This is a genomic window from Rhodococcus gannanensis (genome assembly GCF_042681175.1).
Classification (GTDB): Bacteria; Actinomycetota; Actinomycetes; order Mycobacteriales; family Mycobacteriaceae; genus Rhodococcus_G; species Rhodococcus_G gannanensis.
The window spans coordinates 161,431-178,056 of sequence record NZ_JBHUFB010000008.1 but is presented as its reverse complement, the minus strand read 5'-3'; the positions used below and the strand labels follow the sequence as shown (position 1 = coordinate 178,056).

Annotated in this window: 19 protein-coding genes; 15 read left to right on the top strand and 4 right to left on the bottom strand. The window is 69.5% G+C overall.

All coding sequences use genetic code 11. From position 1 onward, the window contains the following. Positions 1 to 36: 36 nt before the first annotated feature. A complete protein-coding gene (locus ACFSJG_RS06610) occupies positions 37 to 822 on the top strand; it encodes a purine-nucleoside phosphorylase (RefSeq protein ID WP_378484414.1) in 786 nt (261 codons plus the stop codon). After that, the gene (locus ACFSJG_RS06605; protein WP_378484413.1) at positions 819 to 2,432 is read left to right on the top strand and encodes a phospho-sugar mutase; all 1,614 of its coding nucleotides are present in this window, start codon (positions 819 to 821) and stop codon (positions 2,430 to 2,432) included. The genes ACFSJG_RS06610 and ACFSJG_RS06605 overlap by 4 nt, the downstream gene beginning before the upstream one ends. A 59-nt stretch (positions 2,433 to 2,491) precedes the next feature. Here the strand turns inward: ACFSJG_RS06605 and upp are convergent, their stop codons facing one another. Then, complete coding sequence (gene upp / locus ACFSJG_RS06600) at positions 2,492 to 3,124, bottom strand: uracil phosphoribosyltransferase (RefSeq protein WP_378484412.1); 633 nt, start codon at positions 3,122 to 3,124, stop codon at positions 2,492 to 2,494. Between the two features lie 149 nt (positions 3,125 to 3,273). Here upp and ACFSJG_RS06595 point away from each other — a divergent pair, with 149 nt between their 5' ends. From ACFSJG_RS06595 to ACFSJG_RS06575, 5 genes are read left to right on the top strand one after another with little or no spacing between them, the layout of a single operon-like run. Beyond that, on the top strand, positions 3,274 to 3,597 hold the full coding sequence (locus tag ACFSJG_RS06595) for a type VII secretion target (protein WP_378484411.1): 324 nt from the start codon (positions 3,274 to 3,276) through the stop codon (positions 3,595 to 3,597). After that, positions 3,594 to 4,745, top strand: coding sequence for a C40 family peptidase (locus ACFSJG_RS06590; protein WP_378484410.1), 1,152 nt, complete (start codon positions 3,594 to 3,596; stop codon positions 4,743 to 4,745). The genes ACFSJG_RS06595 and ACFSJG_RS06590 overlap by 4 nt, the downstream gene beginning before the upstream one ends. After that, positions 4,742 to 5,161: a hypothetical protein gene (locus ACFSJG_RS06585; RefSeq protein ID WP_378484409.1), complete on the top strand. Its 420-nt coding sequence runs from the start codon at positions 4,742 to 4,744 to the stop codon at positions 5,159 to 5,161. Before ACFSJG_RS06590 ends, ACFSJG_RS06585 begins: the two co-directional genes overlap by 4 nt. A gap of 14 nt (positions 5,162 to 5,175) precedes the next feature. Continuing rightward, positions 5,176 to 5,517 carry a hypothetical protein gene (locus tag ACFSJG_RS06580; protein ID WP_378484408.1) on the top strand — a complete coding sequence of 114 codons (342 nt, stop codon included), beginning with the start codon at positions 5,176 to 5,178 and terminating at the stop codon, positions 5,515 to 5,517. Between the two features lie 10 nt (positions 5,518 to 5,527). Continuing rightward, a complete protein-coding gene (locus ACFSJG_RS06575) occupies positions 5,528 to 6,796 on the top strand; it encodes a primosomal protein (RefSeq protein WP_378484407.1) in 1,269 nt (422 codons plus the stop codon). 3 nt (positions 6,797 to 6,799) lie between these two features. Here the strand turns inward: ACFSJG_RS06575 and ACFSJG_RS06570 are convergent, their stop codons facing one another. Genes ACFSJG_RS06570 through ACFSJG_RS06560 form a run of 3 tightly spaced genes read right to left on the bottom strand, consistent with a single transcriptional unit; the run spans position 6,800 to position 9,616 of the window. Then, positions 6,800 to 7,912 (bottom strand): adenosine deaminase, encoded by a 1,113-nt coding sequence (locus ACFSJG_RS06570; protein WP_378484406.1) that lies wholly within the window; start codon positions 7,910 to 7,912, stop codon positions 6,800 to 6,802. A gap of 10 nt (positions 7,913 to 7,922) precedes the next feature. Beyond that, positions 7,923 to 9,218, bottom strand: a complete 1,296-nt coding sequence (locus tag ACFSJG_RS06565; protein WP_378484405.1) for a thymidine phosphorylase — start codon at positions 9,216 to 9,218, stop codon at positions 7,923 to 7,925. Next, positions 9,215 to 9,616 (bottom strand): cytidine deaminase, encoded by a 402-nt coding sequence (locus ACFSJG_RS06560; RefSeq protein ID WP_378484404.1) that lies wholly within the window; start codon positions 9,614 to 9,616, stop codon positions 9,215 to 9,217. The genes ACFSJG_RS06565 and ACFSJG_RS06560 overlap by 4 nt, the downstream gene beginning before the upstream one ends. A gap of 337 nt (positions 9,617 to 9,953) precedes the next feature. Between ACFSJG_RS06560 and sdhC the strand changes: the two genes are divergently transcribed. The 8 genes from sdhC (at position 9,954) to ACFSJG_RS06520 (ending at position 16,589) form a co-directional block, all read left to right on the top strand. Then, positions 9,954 to 10,289, top strand: coding sequence for a succinate dehydrogenase, cytochrome b556 subunit (sdhC, locus tag ACFSJG_RS06555; RefSeq protein WP_031938615.1), 336 nt, complete (start codon positions 9,954 to 9,956; stop codon positions 10,287 to 10,289). A 2-nt stretch (positions 10,290 to 10,291) separates the two neighbouring features. Then, a complete protein-coding gene (locus tag ACFSJG_RS06550) occupies positions 10,292 to 10,735 on the top strand; it encodes a succinate dehydrogenase hydrophobic membrane anchor subunit (RefSeq protein ID WP_378484403.1) in 444 nt (147 codons plus the stop codon). Between the two features lie 6 nt (positions 10,736 to 10,741). Beyond that, complete coding sequence (sdhA, locus tag ACFSJG_RS06545; RefSeq protein ID WP_378484402.1) at positions 10,742 to 12,493, top strand: succinate dehydrogenase flavoprotein subunit; 1,752 nt, start codon at positions 10,742 to 10,744, stop codon at positions 12,491 to 12,493. Further along, positions 12,493 to 13,269 carry a succinate dehydrogenase iron-sulfur subunit gene (locus ACFSJG_RS06540; RefSeq protein WP_378484401.1) on the top strand — a complete coding sequence of 259 codons (777 nt, stop codon included), beginning with the start codon at positions 12,493 to 12,495 and terminating at the stop codon, positions 13,267 to 13,269. The genes sdhA and ACFSJG_RS06540 overlap by 1 nt, the downstream gene beginning before the upstream one ends. A 202-nt stretch (positions 13,270 to 13,471) precedes the next feature. Continuing rightward, a complete protein-coding gene (locus ACFSJG_RS06535) occupies positions 13,472 to 13,891 on the top strand; it encodes a helix-turn-helix domain-containing protein (protein WP_007538226.1) in 420 nt (139 codons plus the stop codon). A gap of 78 nt (positions 13,892 to 13,969) precedes the next feature. After that, positions 13,970 to 15,085, top strand: coding sequence for a hypothetical protein (locus ACFSJG_RS06530; RefSeq protein ID WP_378484400.1), 1,116 nt, complete (start codon positions 13,970 to 13,972; stop codon positions 15,083 to 15,085). 83 nt (positions 15,086 to 15,168) lie between these two features. Then, a complete protein-coding gene (locus ACFSJG_RS06525) occupies positions 15,169 to 15,606 on the top strand; it encodes a M48 family metalloprotease (RefSeq protein ID WP_378484450.1) in 438 nt (145 codons plus the stop codon). A 56-nt stretch (positions 15,607 to 15,662) separates the two neighbouring features. Next, positions 15,663 to 16,589 carry a hypothetical protein gene (locus ACFSJG_RS06520; RefSeq protein ID WP_378484399.1) on the top strand — a complete coding sequence of 309 codons (927 nt, stop codon included), beginning with the start codon at positions 15,663 to 15,665 and terminating at the stop codon, positions 16,587 to 16,589. The last annotated feature ends 37 nt before the right edge of the window (positions 16,590 to 16,626 follow it).

Here is a 16,626-nt window from a genome sequence, read left to right as displayed (position 1 = left end):
CGGGTAACTTTCGTTGCCCGCCAGTACTGTGCCCTCATGAACTCCCTCGAGCAGCAGGCTGCGCAGGTACTGCGCGAACGGACCGGCGCTGCCGCACACGACGTCGCGATCGTCCTCGGCTCGGGATGGCAGGCGGCCGCGGACGCCTTCGGATCCGCCACCGCGAGCGTCCCGATGTCCGAGCTGCCGGGGTTCGCCGCGCCGTCCGCCTCAGGGCACGCCGGGACCGTGCTGTCCGTTCCGGTCGGCGATCTCCGCGTTCTCGTCCTGCTCGGACGCATCCACGCCTACGAGGGCCACGAGCCGGCCCGCGTCGTCCACCCGGTGCGCACCGCGGTCGCGGCCGGCGCCCGCACGGTGGTGCTGACAAACGCGGCCGGCGGCATCCGCGACGGACTCGCCGTCGGGCAGCCCGTCCTCATCTCCGACCACCTCAACCTGACCTCGCGGTCCCCATTGGTCGGCGCGCAGTTCGTCGATCTCGTCGACGCCTACTCGCCCCGGCTACGGGCTCTGGCGCGGTCGATCGAACCAGCCCTCGAGGAGGGCGTGTACGCCGGGCTGCCCGGGCCGCACTACGAGACACCGGCCGAGATCCGCATGCTCCGCACCCTCGGCGCCGACCTCGTCGGCATGTCCACCGTCCACGAGACCATCACCGCTCGCGCCCTCGGCGCCGAGGTGCTCGGCATCTCCCTGGTCACGAACCTCGCCGCCGGCATCACGGGTGAGCGGCTCGATCACGCGGAGGTGCTGGCGGCGGGCGCGGCGTCGGCGGGCCGCGTCGGCGCCCTCCTGCGCGAGCTGGTGTCGGCGCTGTGACGCCACCGCTCCAGCAGGTGGTGGACGACTGGGTCGCGGGCGATCCCGACCCCGCCGCCCGGGCGGAGCTGCAGTCGCTGCCCGACGCCGAGCTGGCCGACCGCTTCGCGGCGCCCCTGACGTTCGGCACCGCGGGACTGCGTGGCCCGCTCCGCGCCGGCCCGAACGGGATGAACGTCGCAGTCGTCACCCGCGCGACCGCAGGCATCGCGGACTGGCTGCAGGCCAAGTGCCTCGGCGGATCCGTGGTGGTCGTCGGCCGCGACGGCCGCCACGGTTCCGCGGTGTTCGCGACGACAGCGGCGGAAGTGCTTGCCGGCGCCGGGTTCTCGGTGGTCCTGTTGCCGGGCACCACGCCGACACCGCTCCTCGCCTACGCCGTCCGCGCACTGCGGGCGCAACTCGGCGTCCAGATCACCGCGTCGCACAACCCCGCAGGCGACAACGGCTACAAGGTGTACCTCGACGGCGGCGCCCAGCTGATCTCGCCGGCCGACCGCGAGATCGAAGCCGCGATCGCCGCCGTCGGGCCGGCCGCAGCGGTCCCGCGCTCCCCCGTCGAACCGGCCGCCGCCCACTCCCTGCGCGCCGACTACCTCGCCCGGGTTGCCGCCCTGGCGCGCGGCACGAATCGCGACCTGCGCATCGCCCTCACCCCGCTGCACGGGGTCGGCGGCAACGCGGTCGTCGAAGCACTCCGGGATGCGGGCTTCACCGATGTCCACACCGTCGGCAGGCAGTTCGCCCCCGATCCCGACTTCCCCACAGTCGCCTTCCCCAACCCTGAGGAACCGGGCGCGACGGATCAGCTGCTGGACCTGGCCGCGCGCGTCGAGGCCGACATCGCGATTGCGCTCGACCCCGACGCCGACCGCTGCGCGGTGGGTGTCCCGGCGCCCGACGGGTGGCGAATGCTCACCGGCGACGAGACCGGGGCCCTGCTCGGCAACCACCTGCTGGCGCAACAACCCGACGGCAGCTCCCCTCTCGTCGCGACGACGATCGTCTCCTCGCAGATGCTCGGCCGGATCGCGGACGCTCGCGGCGCACGGTTCGCCCGGACCCTCACCGGCTTCAAGTGGCTGGTGCGGGCGGGCGAGGGCCTGGTGTACGCGTACGAGGAGGCCGTCGGGCACTGTGTGGCACCGGATCTGGTGCGGGACAAGGACGGCATCTCCGCCGCGGTCGTCGTCGCGGATCTGGCCGCGACCCTGAAGTCGGGCGGCAGCACGCTGCTCGACGCCCTCGACACCCTCGCGATCGAGTTCGGCGTTCACGCCACCGCACAGGTTTCTCGTCGCGTCGACCACCTCGACGCGATCACCGACATCATGGCGAACCTGCGCGCCACCCTTCCCACGGAAATCGCCGGCGAACCCGTAACGGCCGAGGACCTGCTCGATCGCCGGGGCCAGGCCCGCACCGATGCGGTGATCCTCGCCGGCGACCACGTCCGGGTCGTCGTCCGGCCGTCGGGGACGGAACCGAAACTCAAGTGCTACCTCGAGGCCTTCGAGCCTGTGACGTCCCGAGCCGACCTGCCGCGAGCCCGCGCCGCCGCGGAGGATGCGCTCCGCGCCTGTGCGCGATTCGCAGCCCGACTGGAGTGAAGGTCGATCACGGGTGCTCCAGGCACGCAGCGAAGCGGGGCTGCGTCGAGTGCAGGCACCTACAGGATGTTGCGCGGCCCGAACTGGCGGTCCCCGGCATCGCCGAGGCCGGGGACGATGTAGGCGTCCTCGTTCAACCCCGCGTCGACGGCCGCAACGACCAGCCGGATCGGCAGGCCCGAGTCGGCCAGTGCCGCAACACCCTGCGGGGCCGCCACGACACACACCGCGGTGACGTCGGTCGCGCCGCGCTCGACGAGCAACTCGATGGTCCGCACCATCGAGCCACCTGTCGCGAGCATCGGGTCGAGGACGTAGACGGGGATGCCCGACAGGTCCTCGGGCAGCGATTCGAGGTACGGCACGGGCTCGTGCGTAGTCTCGTCGCGGGCCATTCCGACGAACCCCACCTGCGACTGCGGGATCAGCGAACTGGCCTGCTCCACCATGCCGAGTCCGGCCCGCAGTACCGGGACGAGCAGCGGCGGGTTCGCCAGCCGGACGCCACGCGCGGGTGCGACGGGCGTCGCGACCTCGAACTCCTCGATCTCCGCGTCACGAATCGCCTCGTAGATGAGCATGTGCGTCAGCTCGCGCAGCGCAGCCCGGAAGGCCGGATTGCTGCTGCGGGCGTCGCGCATGGTGGTGAGCAGGGCTGCCGCCAACGGGTGGTCGACCACGTGCGTCTCCATGGCCTCAGAATAGGCAGCCGGTCTCGTCGGCGCGAAGCGGCTCGGAGGACTGCGGATCGTGAGGGGAACCGGACGCCGCGTCGGTGCGTCCAATCTGGTGACGGGTGCACAGTCACGCACCCGCCGAGACGAGGAAACGGGGGTACGGGATGGCCGAGTTCTCAGCGGTGACCGAGGGAATCCGCGCCTACGGCGGCACCGCCACGGCGATGGCGTCGGGTGTGCGGACCGCGGCGGTCGGCACGGCCGCGACGGGTCCGGGGGTGCTGACGCCGGTGTTCGGGCTGATCGGTGGTGACTTCCTGGCCGCGTTCGCGGCGGCGCACGCTTCGCACACCGCAGCACTGACGGCGCTTGCGGACACCCTCGACAGCATGGGCACCGCCGCACACGCGACCGCCACCGCCTACGACGACGCCGACCGCGGTGTCGCGACCGCCGTGACAGCCGCGGGCGAGGGGGTGCTCGCGTGATTCCCGTCGACGTGTTGACGCGGCCCATCACCGAGTTGGTGTCCTCGTTCGGCACCGGCGCGCTGCCGGCGGACGGCCCCCCGGAGGCACTCGCCGTGGCGTCGGCCGCGCTCGATTCCGCGTACGCCCTCGGCAAACTCGGGCTCGCGGAACTCGGTGGCGCATGGACCGGTGTCGCCGCCGAGGCCGCGATCACGAAGGGCGAGCAGGCGCAGGCGCAACAGGTTCAGCTCTCCGAGCAGGGCACCGAGATCGCCAAGGTGGTGACCGCCGCGTCCGAGGTGGTCGGCGCCGGGCTCGTGGAACTGCAGGGGATCGCGGCGTCCTTCGTGTCGACGGCCATCTCGGCCGGTCCCGCGCTGACCACGCCCGCGGGGCAGATGATGATCGTCGCGTCCGCGATCGACCACCTCTCCCGCGGACTGTCGGTGGTCGCCCGGGTGCGTGGCGAACTCGACGTCCACACGGCCGCGATGGCCCAGTTCGTGACGCCCGAACCGGTGGCCGCACCGTCGCCGGTCGGCGACATCCAGACGGTGATGAGTCAGTCGACGGGCAATCCGCTGGCCGGACTGCAGGAGCGCGGCGACTCGATGGGCGCGTTCGTCCAGCACTTCGTCGACGCCGCGAAGACGGCGCCGAACCCGTTCGGCGACGGCCCGCTGTTCCCGGGGCAGGACGCGCAGGCCGACGCCGGTGCGCCGGCAGCGCTCGGCGGCAGTGATTTCGGTAGCAGCGACTTCGGTAGCAGCGGGGGCGTCCAGATCCAGCTCCCGGACGGCAGCACGGCGACGGCTCCGAACGCGGAGGCCGCGAACGCGGTGCGGAACGCGTTGAGTCAGCAGGGTGTGCCGTACTCGTGGGGCGGAACGTCACCGGGTCAGGGTCTGGACTGCTCGGGCCTGACCCAGTGGGCGTACGGCGAGGCGGGCATCGATCTCCCGCGCACCGCCCAGGAGCAGACCGTGGGCCTCCCGATCGATTCCGCCGATCTGATGCCCGGCGACCTCGCCGTGTGGGACGGTCACGTGGCGATGGTCATCGGCAACGGCCAGATGGTCGAGGCCGGCGACCCGGTCCAGGTGTCGTCGGTGCGCACCGCCAACATCGGGATGGGCTTCTACGGCTTCTACAGGCCCACCGCATGACCGGGCTGTTCGGCGCAGGCGGGCCGGTCCTCGGACTTCCCGACCGATTCGACGAGCCCGAGCCCGCCGGTGAACCGGCTGCCGGTCCCCAGCCACCCGTCGAGGGGACCACCTCGGTGAACCACCGGGGCACGATCGCGGTGACGTCGACCGCCACCGGCCAGCCCGTGGACGTCCGGATCGACCCCCGGGAATTGCGCTACGGCGGTGGCGAACTCGCGGCCGCGATCCTGGACCTGTGCCGCACGTCGACGCAGGAGGCGAAGGCACGCAGGCGCGACGAGCTCGCCGCGGCCGGTGTGCGGCCGGACATTCTCGACCAGCTCGGTCTGCCCGCGCGGGACGAGGTGTCCGTAGATCAGGCGATGCGGGATGCGACCAGGCCGGGCCCGTCGACGTGGATGAGGCCGGTGTGAGCGGAGGAGACACGGTGAGCGGCGCGAACGACGAACGACCTGTGAGCGGCGCACACGCGGGCGGCGACATGGACGCCGTCGTCGCGCGGGCGAGCTCGGGACTCGCCGCGATGGACGACGCGCTGCACCAGCTGTCGAAGGCGCGGTCGCGGGTGACGCATCCGTCGGGGCTGCTGGCGGTCGAGGTGGACGAGCAGGGCGGCATGACCGGACTGTTCCTCCCCGACTCCCTCGACGGTGTCGACGCCGGTGAACTGGGCCGGGCGGTGGTCGAGACCGCGGCCCGCGCTGCACAACTGGTCGCGGAGCGACGAGAACGGATACTGGCATCGCTCGGCGACCGGTTGAGCGATTAGGCTTCGCGCCATGGCTGGAGACATCGTCCCGATCCAACTCGGACTGACCGACGGCGACCTCGTCACCCTGTGGGCGCCGCGCTGGCGCGAAGGGGACGACGAGTGGGAGGCGTTCCTCGGCCACGGTGACGATCTGTACGGCTTCGCCTCGGCGTCCGAGCTGGCGGCGTTCGTGCGCTCGGAACGCGAGCACGACCTGATCGAGCACCCGTCGTGGCCGATCGTCGCAGCCCTCTCGGCTGCCGAGTTCGAACCCGACGACACGCACGTGTTCGACCTGGTGGGTGTTCCGGAGCTCGTGGCAGGCGACCCCGACGCCGACACCCTCGGCGAACTCGAGGACACCTTCGAGATGGTCCGGTCGATCGGCGAGGTCTGCGACCTCGACGTCGTGATCCGGTACTTCGGCGCGAACCCCGTGCTCGACGCCGTCGCGGCCGGCGAGCCCGCGTTCGTCGGCCGCGACGGCGAGCAGCGATGGGACCAGATCGGGACGGCTGTCGCCTCGGGGTGGGAATCCGTGCTCGACGCCGTCGACGCGGTGGTGACCACGCCGAAGGTGGATGCCGCGGCCGTTGCGGAGGCCGAGGCGGAGATCGTCGCGGCACAGGAGAACGTGGTCGACGCGGACGACGCCGCCGAGGAGGGCGACGACGAGGACGACGACATCGAGTACGTCTCGCTCGACGGCGACACCGACGAGAACGAGGAAGACGAGGAAGACGAGGACGAGACGTTCTGGACGGCGGTCGGCATCGACCCCGTCAAGATCATCACGGCGGCGGACACCTACTTCACCCTGCGCTGCTACCTCGACGACGATCCGGTCTTCCTCGGCCGGGGCGGGAAGATCCTCGCGTTCACGTCGGAGCGGTCGCTCGCCCGGTTCCTCGCGGACGACCACGACCACGCCCTGGCACGCGTGAGCACCTACTCCGAGGTGCAGGCGGCCGCGGTGGACGGTTCCCTCGACGTCGAGGTCACCGACGAGAACGTGTACGTGTTGCCCGGCCTCGCCGACGACCTGGCGGACGGGCCGCAGTCGGTCGACGCCGACCAACTCGACCTGGCCGTCGAACTGTTCACGGACGCGGCGCAGTTCGCGGGCGACGAGTCGACCGAGCGGGCGTTGGCGCCGTCCACACCGCTCGGCTGGTACGTCTCCTACACGCTCAACCCGGACCCGACGCGGCTGGCGCCCAGCGCCCCCTACACCAGCGAGGCCCAGTCCTGGCGGGAGCTGGAACAGGAGTTCGAGGGCCGCCTGCGCATCGAATAGCGGTCAGCCCTTCAGCAGCGCGTACCCGGGTTTGACGACCTCGTCGATCAACCGGAGCCGCTCGGGGAACGGGAGGAACGCCGACTTCATCGCGTTGATGGTGAAGCGTTCGAGATCGCTCCATCCGTAACCGAAGGTGACGGCGAGGGCGACCATCTCGTCGCTCATCGTCGTCGCGCTCATCAGCCGGTTGTCGGTGTTCACGGTGACCCGGAACCGGAGTCGGGCGAGCAGGTCGAACGGATGCTTGTCGAGGCTGGGGACGGCACCGGTCTGGACGTTGGAGCTGGGGCACAGTTCCAACGGAATCCGCTTGTCGCGCACGTAGTTCGCGAGCCGGCCCAGCCTGGTGGTCCCGTCGTCGTCGACAACGATGTCGTCGGTGATCCGGACGCCGTGCCCGAGCCGGTCGGCGCCGCAGAACGCGATCGCCTCGTGGATCGACGGCAGCCCGAACGCCTCCCCGGCGTGAATGGTGAAGTGCGCATTGTTGGTCCGCATCAGCTCGAACGCGTCGAGGTGGCGGCTCGGTGGGTGTCCGGCCTCGGCGCCTGCGATGTCGAATCCGACCACGCCGCGGTCCCGGAACCGGATCGCGAGCTCCGCGATCTCCCGGGACCGGGCGGCGTGACGCATCGCGGTGAGCAGGCAGCCGACGCGGATCTCGCGGCCCAGGTCCCGGACCTGTGCCATCCCGTCCTCGAAGCCGAGCAGGGTGTGGTGGACGACGTCGTCGAGGCTCAGACCCCCGTCGAGGTGCTGTTCGGGGGCGAACCGGACCTCCGCGTACACGACTCCGTCCGCGGCGAGGTCGGCCACGCATTCGCGCGCGACCCGCTGCAGACCCTCGGGCGTCTGCATCACCGCGACGGTGTGCGCGAAGGTCTCGAGGTAGCGCTCCAGCGACCCGCTGCCTGCCGCCGCGGCGAACCAGGCGGCGAGCGCATCGGCGTCGGTCGCGGGCAGGGCGTCGTAGCCGCAGTGTTGCGCGAGTTCGAGGACGGTGGCGGGCCGGAGCCCGCCATCGAGGTGGTCGTGCAGGACCGCCTTCGGTGCGGTGCGCACGGTGGTGAGGTCGAGGGGCGCGGGGCCTGGTGTCTGCGATGGCGTTGCCATGAATCTGAAACTAGACCGGGACCAGGCCGATGCGCTCGATGACGAGGGGCTCGTCGGGCGGCGTGTCGCCGATGTCCCAGGCCCCGTCCAGCGCGGCCCGCGCCGCGGCGAACCGGTGGGGTTCGTCGGTGTGCAGCGTGAACAGGGGCGACCCGGCCGTGACACGGTCGCCGGGACGGGCGTGCCACCGAACCCCGGCCGCGGCCTGGACGGCCTGACCCTGGCGCTCACGTCCGGCGCCGAGCCGCCAGGCGGCGACGCCGACCGCGCGAGCGTCGAGCCTGGTCATCACCCCGGAGGTGTTTGCGTACAACACTTCTCGCTCCCGAGCCTGCGGCAGTGCAGAGTCGGGATCTCCGCCCTGCGCCTGCACCATGGCGCGCCAGCGGTCCATCGCACGCCCGTCCCGCAGCGCGTCGGCGGGGTCGACCGCGTCCAGACCGGCCGCGACGAGCATCTCGCGGGCGAGGGTGAGGGTCAGCTCGACGACGTCCGCAGGACCGCCCCCGGCCAGGACCTCGACGGATTCCGCAACCTCCAGCGCGTTCCCGGCGGTGTGGCCGAGCGGGGTGTCCATCCCGGTCAGCAGCGCCACGGTGCGCACCCCGGCGTCGGTGCCGAGTTCGACCATCGTGGTGGCCAGTTCGCGGGCGTCGGACAGCGACCGCATGAACGCCCCCGAGCCGACCTTCACGTCGAGGACCAGCGACTCCGAGCCCTCCGCGATCTTCTTGCTCATGATCGAGCTGGCGATGAGCGAGATCGACTCGACGGTTCCGGTGACGTCCCGCAACGCGTACAGCTTGCGATCGGCCGGCGCGAGGTCGGCGCCCGCCGCGCACACGACCGCGCCGACGGCGGGATCGGCGAGGATGCGGAGCAGGTCGGCGGCGTCGACGTCGGCGCGCCAGCCGTCGATCGCCTCGAGTTTGTCGAGTGTGCCGCCGGTGTGACCGAGTCCCCGCCCGGACAGCTGGGGCACGATCGCCCCGCAGGCCGCGACGAGCGGCGCGAGGGGCAACGTGATCTTGTCTCCCACACCGCCGGTGGAGTGCTTGTCGACCGTCGGCCCGGGCAGACCGGACAGGTCCATCCGCCGCCCCGAGTCGATCATGGCGCGGGTCCACGCGGCCGTTTCGCGACGGTCGAGGCCGCGCAGCACGATGGCCATGGCGAGCGCGGCCATCTGTTCGTCGGCGACGCCGCCGCGGGTGTACTCCCTCACGACCCAGTCGATCTGGGTGTCGGAGAGCTCACAGCCGTCCCGCTTGGCTGTGATGACCGAGATCGCGTCCAGTGCGCTCATCGCTGCACCCGCTTCAGGTCGTCGGGACCGAAAGCCGCAGGCAGGAGCGTTGCGAGTGGCACCGGACCGCCCTCGGTGTCGACGAGCAGCGCCTCGCCACCGTGCTCGAGCAGCAGCTGACGACAGCGCCCGCAGGGCATCAGAATGTCCGAGTTCGCGTCGCGGCAGGTGAACGCCAGGAGGCGTCCACCGCCGGTCGCGTGTAAGTTACCGACGAGTCCACATTCGGCGCAGAGCCCGAGCCCGTATGAGACATTTTCCACATTGCATCCGACGACGATCCGACCGTCGTCGACGAGCGCCGCCGCCCCGACGGGGAACCCGGAGTACGGCGCATAGGCCCGCAGCATCACTCGATCGGCGTTGTCCCGCAACGTATCCCAGTCGATTTCCACCACGGTTCACCATCCTGACACGCGGGTCCGACAGGCGCACGACATCGGCCACTCGGCCTGTCGCGTAGTTGGACAGGCAAACCTAAGTAAGATGGTCGCGCCTCGTACGAACCACCCGCCGAATTAGTTCCCGGTTTCCCGGAGGATTACAGTGCAGGGAGTCGGTTCAGGTTCTCGTCGCACCAAGACTGAAAACTCCAAGGGTGTCCCCAGAATCAGTCGAACTCCCGGTGCGGCGCGTCCACCAAAGATGTTGGAGGCACAGCACTCGATGAGTAGCACGACTGAAGCCGCTCCGGCACAGGAGCGCACGCGGTCGCTATACCGGGGCGACCCCGGAATGTGGTCCTGGGTTCTGCACAGGATCACCGGTGTCGCGACATTCTTCTTTCTCTTCGTCCACGTGCTCGACACCGCGCTGGTGCGAGTCAACCCGGACACGTACGACAGGGTCATCGAGACCTACAAGAACCCCCTCGTGGGACTCATGGAGCTCGCCCTCGTCGCGATGGTGCTCTACCACGCGCTCAACGGCCTCCGCGTGATGCTGGTCGACTTCTGGTCGAAGGGCCCCCAGTACCAGCGCGTGATGCTCTGGGTCATCCTCGCGATCTGGTTCGTCGTGATGATCCCGGCCGCCGGTCGCATCTTCTACAACATGTTTGCGGGGCACTGACAATGAGTGAAGCCAAGGTTCTCGCCACCTCGTACGACCGCCCTGCCAGCCTGGACAGCCCGCGTGCGCCGCGACGTCAGTCCAAGAACAACTTCGAGCTCTACGCCTGGTTGTTCATGCGCCTGTCCGGTCTCGCGCTGATCATCCTGGTGCTCGGCCACCTCTTCATCATGCTGATGGTCGACGAGGGTGTGCACCGCATCAACTTCGCGTTCGTCGCCGGTCGCTGGTCCAGCCCGTTCTGGCAGATCTGGGATCTGTCGATGCTCTGGCTCGCCCAGTTGCACGGCGGCAACGGCCTGCGCACGGTCATCGCGGACTACTCCCGCAAGGATTCGACGCGCTTCTGGCTGAACGTCGTCCTCGCGGTGTCGATGATCCTGATCCTCGCCACCGGCACGTATGTCATCTTCACGTTCGACCCGACCTTCGTCCCGGGGAGCTAATTCTTCATGTTGGAACATCGTTACGACGTGGTCATCGTCGGTGCCGGTGGCGCCGGCATGCGCGCGGCCATCGAGTCCGGTCCGCGTACCCGCACCGCGGTCCTCACCAAGCTCTACCCCACCCGCTCCCACACCGGCGCAGCGCAGGGCGGCATGTGCGCCGCGCTCGCCAACGTGGAAGAGGACAACTGGGAGTGGCACACCTTCGACACGGTCAAGGGCGGCGACTACCTCGCCGACCAGGACGCCGTCGAGATCATGGCCAAGGAGGCCATCGACGCGGTGCTCGACCTGGAGAAGATGGGTCTGCCCTTCAACCGCACGCCCGAGGGCAAGATCGACCAGCGCCGGTTCGGCGGCCACACCCGCGACCACGGCAAGGCGCCCGTCCGTCGCGCGTGCTACGCCGCGGACCGCACCGGTCACATGATCCTCCAGACCCTCTACCAGAACTGCGTCAAGCACGACGTCGAGTTCTTCAACGAGTTCTACGCGCTCGACATCGCGCTGACCGAGACCGACGAGGGACCGGTCGCCACCGGCGTCGTCGCCTACGAGCTCTCCACCGGCGACATCCACGTCTTCCACGCGAAGTCGATCGTGTTCGCGACCGGCGGCTCCGGCCGCATGTACAAGACGACGTCCAACGCGCACACCCTCACCGGTGACGGCATGGGCATCATCTTCCGCAAGGGCCTGCCGCTGGAGGACATGGAGTTCCACCAGTTCCATCCGACGGGACTCGCGGGCCTCGGCATCCTCATCTCCGAGGCGGTGCGCGGCGAGGGCGGCATCCTCCGCAACGTCGACGGCGAGCGCTTCATGGAGCGTTACGCCCCCACCATCAAGGACCTCGCTCCGCGTGACATCGTCGCCCGGTCGATGGTGCTCGAGGTGCTCGAGGGACGCGGCGCCGGACCGAACAAGGACTACGTCTACATCGACGTGACCCACCTCGGCGAGGACGTCCTCGAGGAGAAGCTCCCCGACATCACCGAGTTCGCGCGCACCTACCTGGGTGTCGACCCGGTCACCGAGCTCGTCCCGGTGTACCCGACGTGCCACTACGTCATGGGCGGCATCCCCACCAAGATCAACGGTGAGGTGCTGCGCAACAACGAGGACCACGTCCCCGGCCTGTACGCGGCGGGCGAGTGCGCCTGCGTGTCGGTGCACGGCGCCAACCGCCTCGGCACCAACTCGCTGCTCGACATCAACGTGTTCGGCCGTCGCGCCGGCATCGCGGCCGCCGAGTACGCGCTGTCCACCGACTTCGTCCCGCTGCCGGACGAGCCCTCCAAGATGGTCGAGGAGTGGCTCGAGGTCATCCTCTCCGACCACGGCAACGAGCGCGTCGCGGACATCCGCACCGAGCTGCAGCAGTCGATGGACAACAACGCCTCGGTGTTCCGCACCGAGGAGACCCTCTCCCAGGCGTTGAAGGACATCCAGGGCTTCAAGGAGCGCTACGCGCACATCTCGGTGCAGGACAAGGGCAAGCGCTACAACAGCGACCTGCTCGAGGCCGTCGAACTCGGCTTCCTGCTCGAGATGGCGGAGGTGACCGTCGCCGGCGCCCTGAATCGGAAGGAGTCGCGTGGCGGACACGCCCGCGAGGACTACCCGGATCGCAACGACGCCGAATACATGAAGCACACGATGGCGTACAAGGAGGGATCGGACCTCATCTCGCCGATCCGTCTGGACTACAAGCCGGTTGTCCAGACCCGCTACGAGCCGATGGAGCGTAAGTACTGATGTCCGCACCCGTTGTAGACAAGGACGCACCCGCGCTGCCGCCCGTGCCCGAGGGCGCCGTCATGGTCACCCTCAAGATCGCCCGGTTCAACCCGGAGGACGGCCAGGGCCAGCACTGGGAGTCGTTCCAGGTTCCCACCCTGCCGACCGACCGACTGCTGAACCTGCTGCTGTACGTGAAGGGCTACCTGGACGGCACGCTGACGTTCCGCCGGTCCTGCGCGCACGGCGTGTGCGGTTCGGATGCCATGCGGATCAACGGCGTCAACCGTCTCGCCTGCAAGGTCCTGATGCGCGACATGCTGCCGAAGGATTCGAGCAAGCAGCTCACCATCACGGTCGAGCCGATCAAGGGCCTGCCGGTCGAGAAGGACCTCGTGGTCGACATGGAGCCGTTCTTCGACGCGTTCCGTGCCGTCAAGCCGTTCCTCATGACGTCGGGCAATGAGCCGACCCGCGAGCGTATCCAGTCGCAGGCCGACCGCGCCCGCTTCGACGACACCACCAAGTGCATCCTGTGCGCGTGCTGCACCACCTCGTGCCCGGTGTACTGGAGCGACGGCAGCTACTTCGGCCCGGCCGCGATCGTGAACGCCCACCGGTTCATCTTCGACAGCCGTGACGAGGGTGCCGCCGAGCGTCTCGACATCCTGAACGACAAGGACGGAGTGTGGCGCTGCCGCACCACCTTCAACTGCACCGACGCGTGCCCTCGTGGCATCCAGGTCACGAAGGCCATCCAGGAAGTCAAGCGGGCTCTGCTCTTCTCCCGCTGACGCGGCAGGAGCAGCAACAAAGGCGCGGACCCGAACGGGTCCGCGCCTTTGCGCGCCTGCGGCCCTGGCGCTCAGTTACATTCACATTTCGCCCGACGAAGCTACGTGCGTTCCGCAACCAATCCGTTACCATATGGTGATGGAGAGGGTCGAGACCCTAGTTCAAGGGTCAACGAAAACGAAGGGACCGGGACCAACGGCAATGTCGACAGACTTCGCATCTCGACTGAACAAACTCTTCGAGACGGTGCATCCGCCGGGACGCAAGCCACACACCAACACCGAGGTCGCCGAGGCCCTCAACGGAGCCGGCCACCGCATCTCGAAGCCGTACATCTCGCAGCTGCGCAACGGGCAACGCACGAATCCCTCGCCCGAAACCGTTGCAGCGCTTGCCCAGTTCTTCAAGGTCAAGTCCGACTACTTCTTCGACGACATCTACGCCGCCCGGATCGACCACGACCTCGAGCTGCTCTCCCAGCTCCGCGGTTACGGTCTTCGCCGACTCTCGGCCCGGGCGTTCGACCTGTCCAGCGAGTCGCAGGAACTCCTCACCGCCATGGCCGAAAAGCTCCGGCGCAGCGAAGGATTGCCCGCAACTCCGCCGGACTCCACCGAGTAATTGGTGCGGGGCAGTTTCGCACAGGCAAGGCGCTGGCGGGTCCTGACCGCCAGCGCCTTACTCGCCGTCGCGCTACCGGTGGCCGCAGCCGGCATCGTCGCCGTCGTCACTGGCGGCGACCCGATTTCCGGAGCCGACACCGTCGCGGAGCCGGCTCTCGTCGCCCACGAACAGGAACCCGGCGGCGACGCACGCGGACCGGGTGGGGGGAACGGCAACAACGGTAACGGTAACGGCAACGGGCACGGCCACAACCACTGGTGCGACCGTGATCGCGACCGCCACGGGAACCATTGCGGCGGAACCAAGCCCACCACCACCAAGCCGACCACGACGACCCGCCCGAGCACCACCAAGCCCACCACCACCACCAAGCCGACCGTGACCTCGACGACCAAGCCGACCACCACCGTCGAGCCCACAACCACAGTCGAGCCCACAACAACCGTCGAGCCGACCACCACACTGGAACCCACCACAACGGTCGAGCCCACAACCACCGTCGAGCCCACAACAACCGTCGAGCCGACCACCACAGTGGAACCCACCACGACCGTCGAGCCCACGACAACCGTGGAACCCACCACCACGGTCGAACCGACCACCACAGTCGAACCCACGACAACCGTGGAACCCACAACCACAGTCGAACCGACCACCACGGTCGAGCCCACAACGACCGTCGAGCCGACAACGACCGAGCCCGAGTCCACGCGAGCATCCGCCACGACCACCCAGGCGCCTGCTGTCGGGGGCGAGCGGTTCGACGGAGGCGACAGCGGCGAGACGGTCGGCAGCCCGGTCCCGCCCGAGCCCTCTGCACCGCAGTCCGGCGAATCGGCTGCTGCGCCTTCACCCGAAGCAGCCCCGTCGGACGGGTCGGCCGGTGAGGATCGGGAAAGGGACCAGCGCGACGACCGCACCGATGCCGCATCCGAACCCGCATCGGCGACCGAGAGCGCGGCGTCACCGACCGGTTCCACGTCTGCACCCGGCACCACCGGCGCCGCACAACCGGAGGTGGCACTGGCGTCGGCGGGACGCCCCGGAGGAGATGTCGGTGCCGCGACCGCCGGGGTCACCGCGGTGCTGGCCGCGGCGGGTGCGACCGGATTCATGAGCTTCCGCAGCGCCCGCGCCACCCGGACCCGGCTGAACCTGGCGCGCACCGAGTTCCTGGATCCGCTGCCGTGATCGCCCACGGGACACGCGCGGACGGGTCACGACCGGTGCGCGATCATCGCCGTGTCCTCGCAGCTGTGGACGCAGTTCTGGACATGGCCGCGCAGACCCATGCGGTGACCGTCGAGGACATCGTCCAGGCACTGGCCGACCGACGTCGTCGGCCCATCGAGGTGGTGTACGAGGACCTCGGTCCGGGCGTCTGGGGACAGCGTCGCGAGTTCCCGGATCACGACCGGATCGTGCTGGCGCGTAGCCTGCCGAGCGTGACGAGAACCCTTGCCCACGAGGTTGGGCACATCGTTTTCCGCCACCCCGGCGCTGCCGTCTCGGAGGCGACTCTCGCGGCCGACGACGACCTGATCGCATACATGCTCAGCCAGCGCTCGGCGGGGTGGTCGGACCCTGACCGCGAAGCCCTGCACGAATGGGAGGCGGAGGCGTTCGCCGTCCGACTGCTGCAGCGACTCGGTCAGTTCGACCGCGGAGACGACTGGCGTCCGCTGCTCTGCTTCGACGAGGCCCTCGGATGATCACCTGGGCGGTCGCACTTCTGTGCTCGACCGCAGTGGGCGCACGGATCGGCAGGTTGACCGTGCGTCCCCCGTCGCTGTCGCGGATCGCGATCGCGATCGCTGCGGTGACCCTCACGGTCGCGGCGACGGTGCGCACGTCGACGGTGTCCGAGGTGCTGGACGGGTACGGCGACGGTGTGGCTGCGACCGTTTTCGAGTTGTGCCTGCTCGTGTTCGCGGCATCGACCGCACTGATCGCGGCGACGTCGCTGACGGTCCTCAGCACGCGACCGCAGTGGCCGCTGACGGTCGTCGCCGCAGCGCTCACGTGTGTGTTCGTGGCGACCGAACTCCTCGCCGCCCGCCACAGTCCCGCGACGTCGGTGTTCGTGCTGACGGCCACCGCGTTCGGGATCGGGGTGTCGGTCCGGTACATCCGGTGGAATCCGCTGGGGCGGGCCATCGCGCTGTACACCACGGGTCTCGTCGTGATCGGGGCGATGTGCGCGTCGAACCTTGCGACAGCGGCCCACGATCACCTGTCGCCCGCGTCCGGATGGTGGTCACTGGCCGTCATCCTCGTCAGCGGTGGCTGTTCGTCGGTGATGATCGAGGCGTGGGCGCGAGCCCGTCTCGACCTGCGCCGGACGAGGGCCGTGTGGACGCAGCTGACGACCGCACATCCCGAACTGCTCGACAGCGACTACCGGTCTGTGACGACCACACTGACGGCGGACGACCGGGTGTCCCAGATCCTCGACGGGCTGTACCTGCACGCGGGCGCCGGCCTGATCACGCGGGGCGAGTCCGACCCGCCCGCGGAGATGTCGCTCCAGGCGGACGCCGTCGCGCGGTGGCTGCACCGGGCGACGACCGAACCCGAGCCGTTCGACCCCGGATGGTTGGGAACACCCGCCGGGGTCACGGATCGGCAGTGGATCCTCGCCGTGTGTGCGGCGTACGATCGGCCGCGCAGGCACGCCGCCGCCACCGTGGCGTAGGCGGCCCGCAGGTGCGCTACCCTGCCTCCCCGATGAC

Coding starts and splice junctions, on each gene's coding strand:
- ACFSJG_RS06610 (WP_378484414.1), top strand. CDS start 37: ATGAACTCCCTCGAGCAGCAGGCTGCGCAGGTACTGCGCGAACGGACC.
- upp (WP_378484412.1), bottom strand. CDS start 3,124: ATGGAGACGCACGTGGTCGACCACCCGTTGGCGGCAGCCCTGCTCACC.
- ACFSJG_RS06595 (WP_378484411.1), top strand. CDS start 3,274: ATGGCCGAGTTCTCAGCGGTGACCGAGGGAATCCGCGCCTACGGCGGC.
- ACFSJG_RS06585 (WP_378484409.1), top strand. CDS start 4,742: ATGACCGGGCTGTTCGGCGCAGGCGGGCCGGTCCTCGGACTTCCCGAC.
- ACFSJG_RS06575 (WP_378484407.1), top strand. CDS start 5,528: ATGGCTGGAGACATCGTCCCGATCCAACTCGGACTGACCGACGGCGAC.
- ACFSJG_RS06570 (WP_378484406.1), bottom strand. CDS start 7,912: ATGGCAACGCCATCGCAGACACCAGGCCCCGCGCCCCTCGACCTCACC.
- ACFSJG_RS06565 (WP_378484405.1), bottom strand. CDS start 9,218: ATGAGCGCACTGGACGCGATCTCGGTCATCACAGCCAAGCGGGACGGC.
- sdhC (WP_031938615.1), top strand. CDS start 9,954: ATGTGGTCCTGGGTTCTGCACAGGATCACCGGTGTCGCGACATTCTTC.
- ACFSJG_RS06550 (WP_378484403.1), top strand. CDS start 10,292: ATGAGTGAAGCCAAGGTTCTCGCCACCTCGTACGACCGCCCTGCCAGC.
- sdhA (WP_378484402.1), top strand. CDS start 10,742: ATGTTGGAACATCGTTACGACGTGGTCATCGTCGGTGCCGGTGGCGCC.
- ACFSJG_RS06540 (WP_378484401.1), top strand. CDS start 12,493: ATGTCCGCACCCGTTGTAGACAAGGACGCACCCGCGCTGCCGCCCGTG.
- ACFSJG_RS06535 (WP_007538226.1), top strand. CDS start 13,472: ATGTCGACAGACTTCGCATCTCGACTGAACAAACTCTTCGAGACGGTG.
- ACFSJG_RS06525 (WP_378484450.1), top strand. CDS start 15,169: ATGGCCGCGCAGACCCATGCGGTGACCGTCGAGGACATCGTCCAGGCA.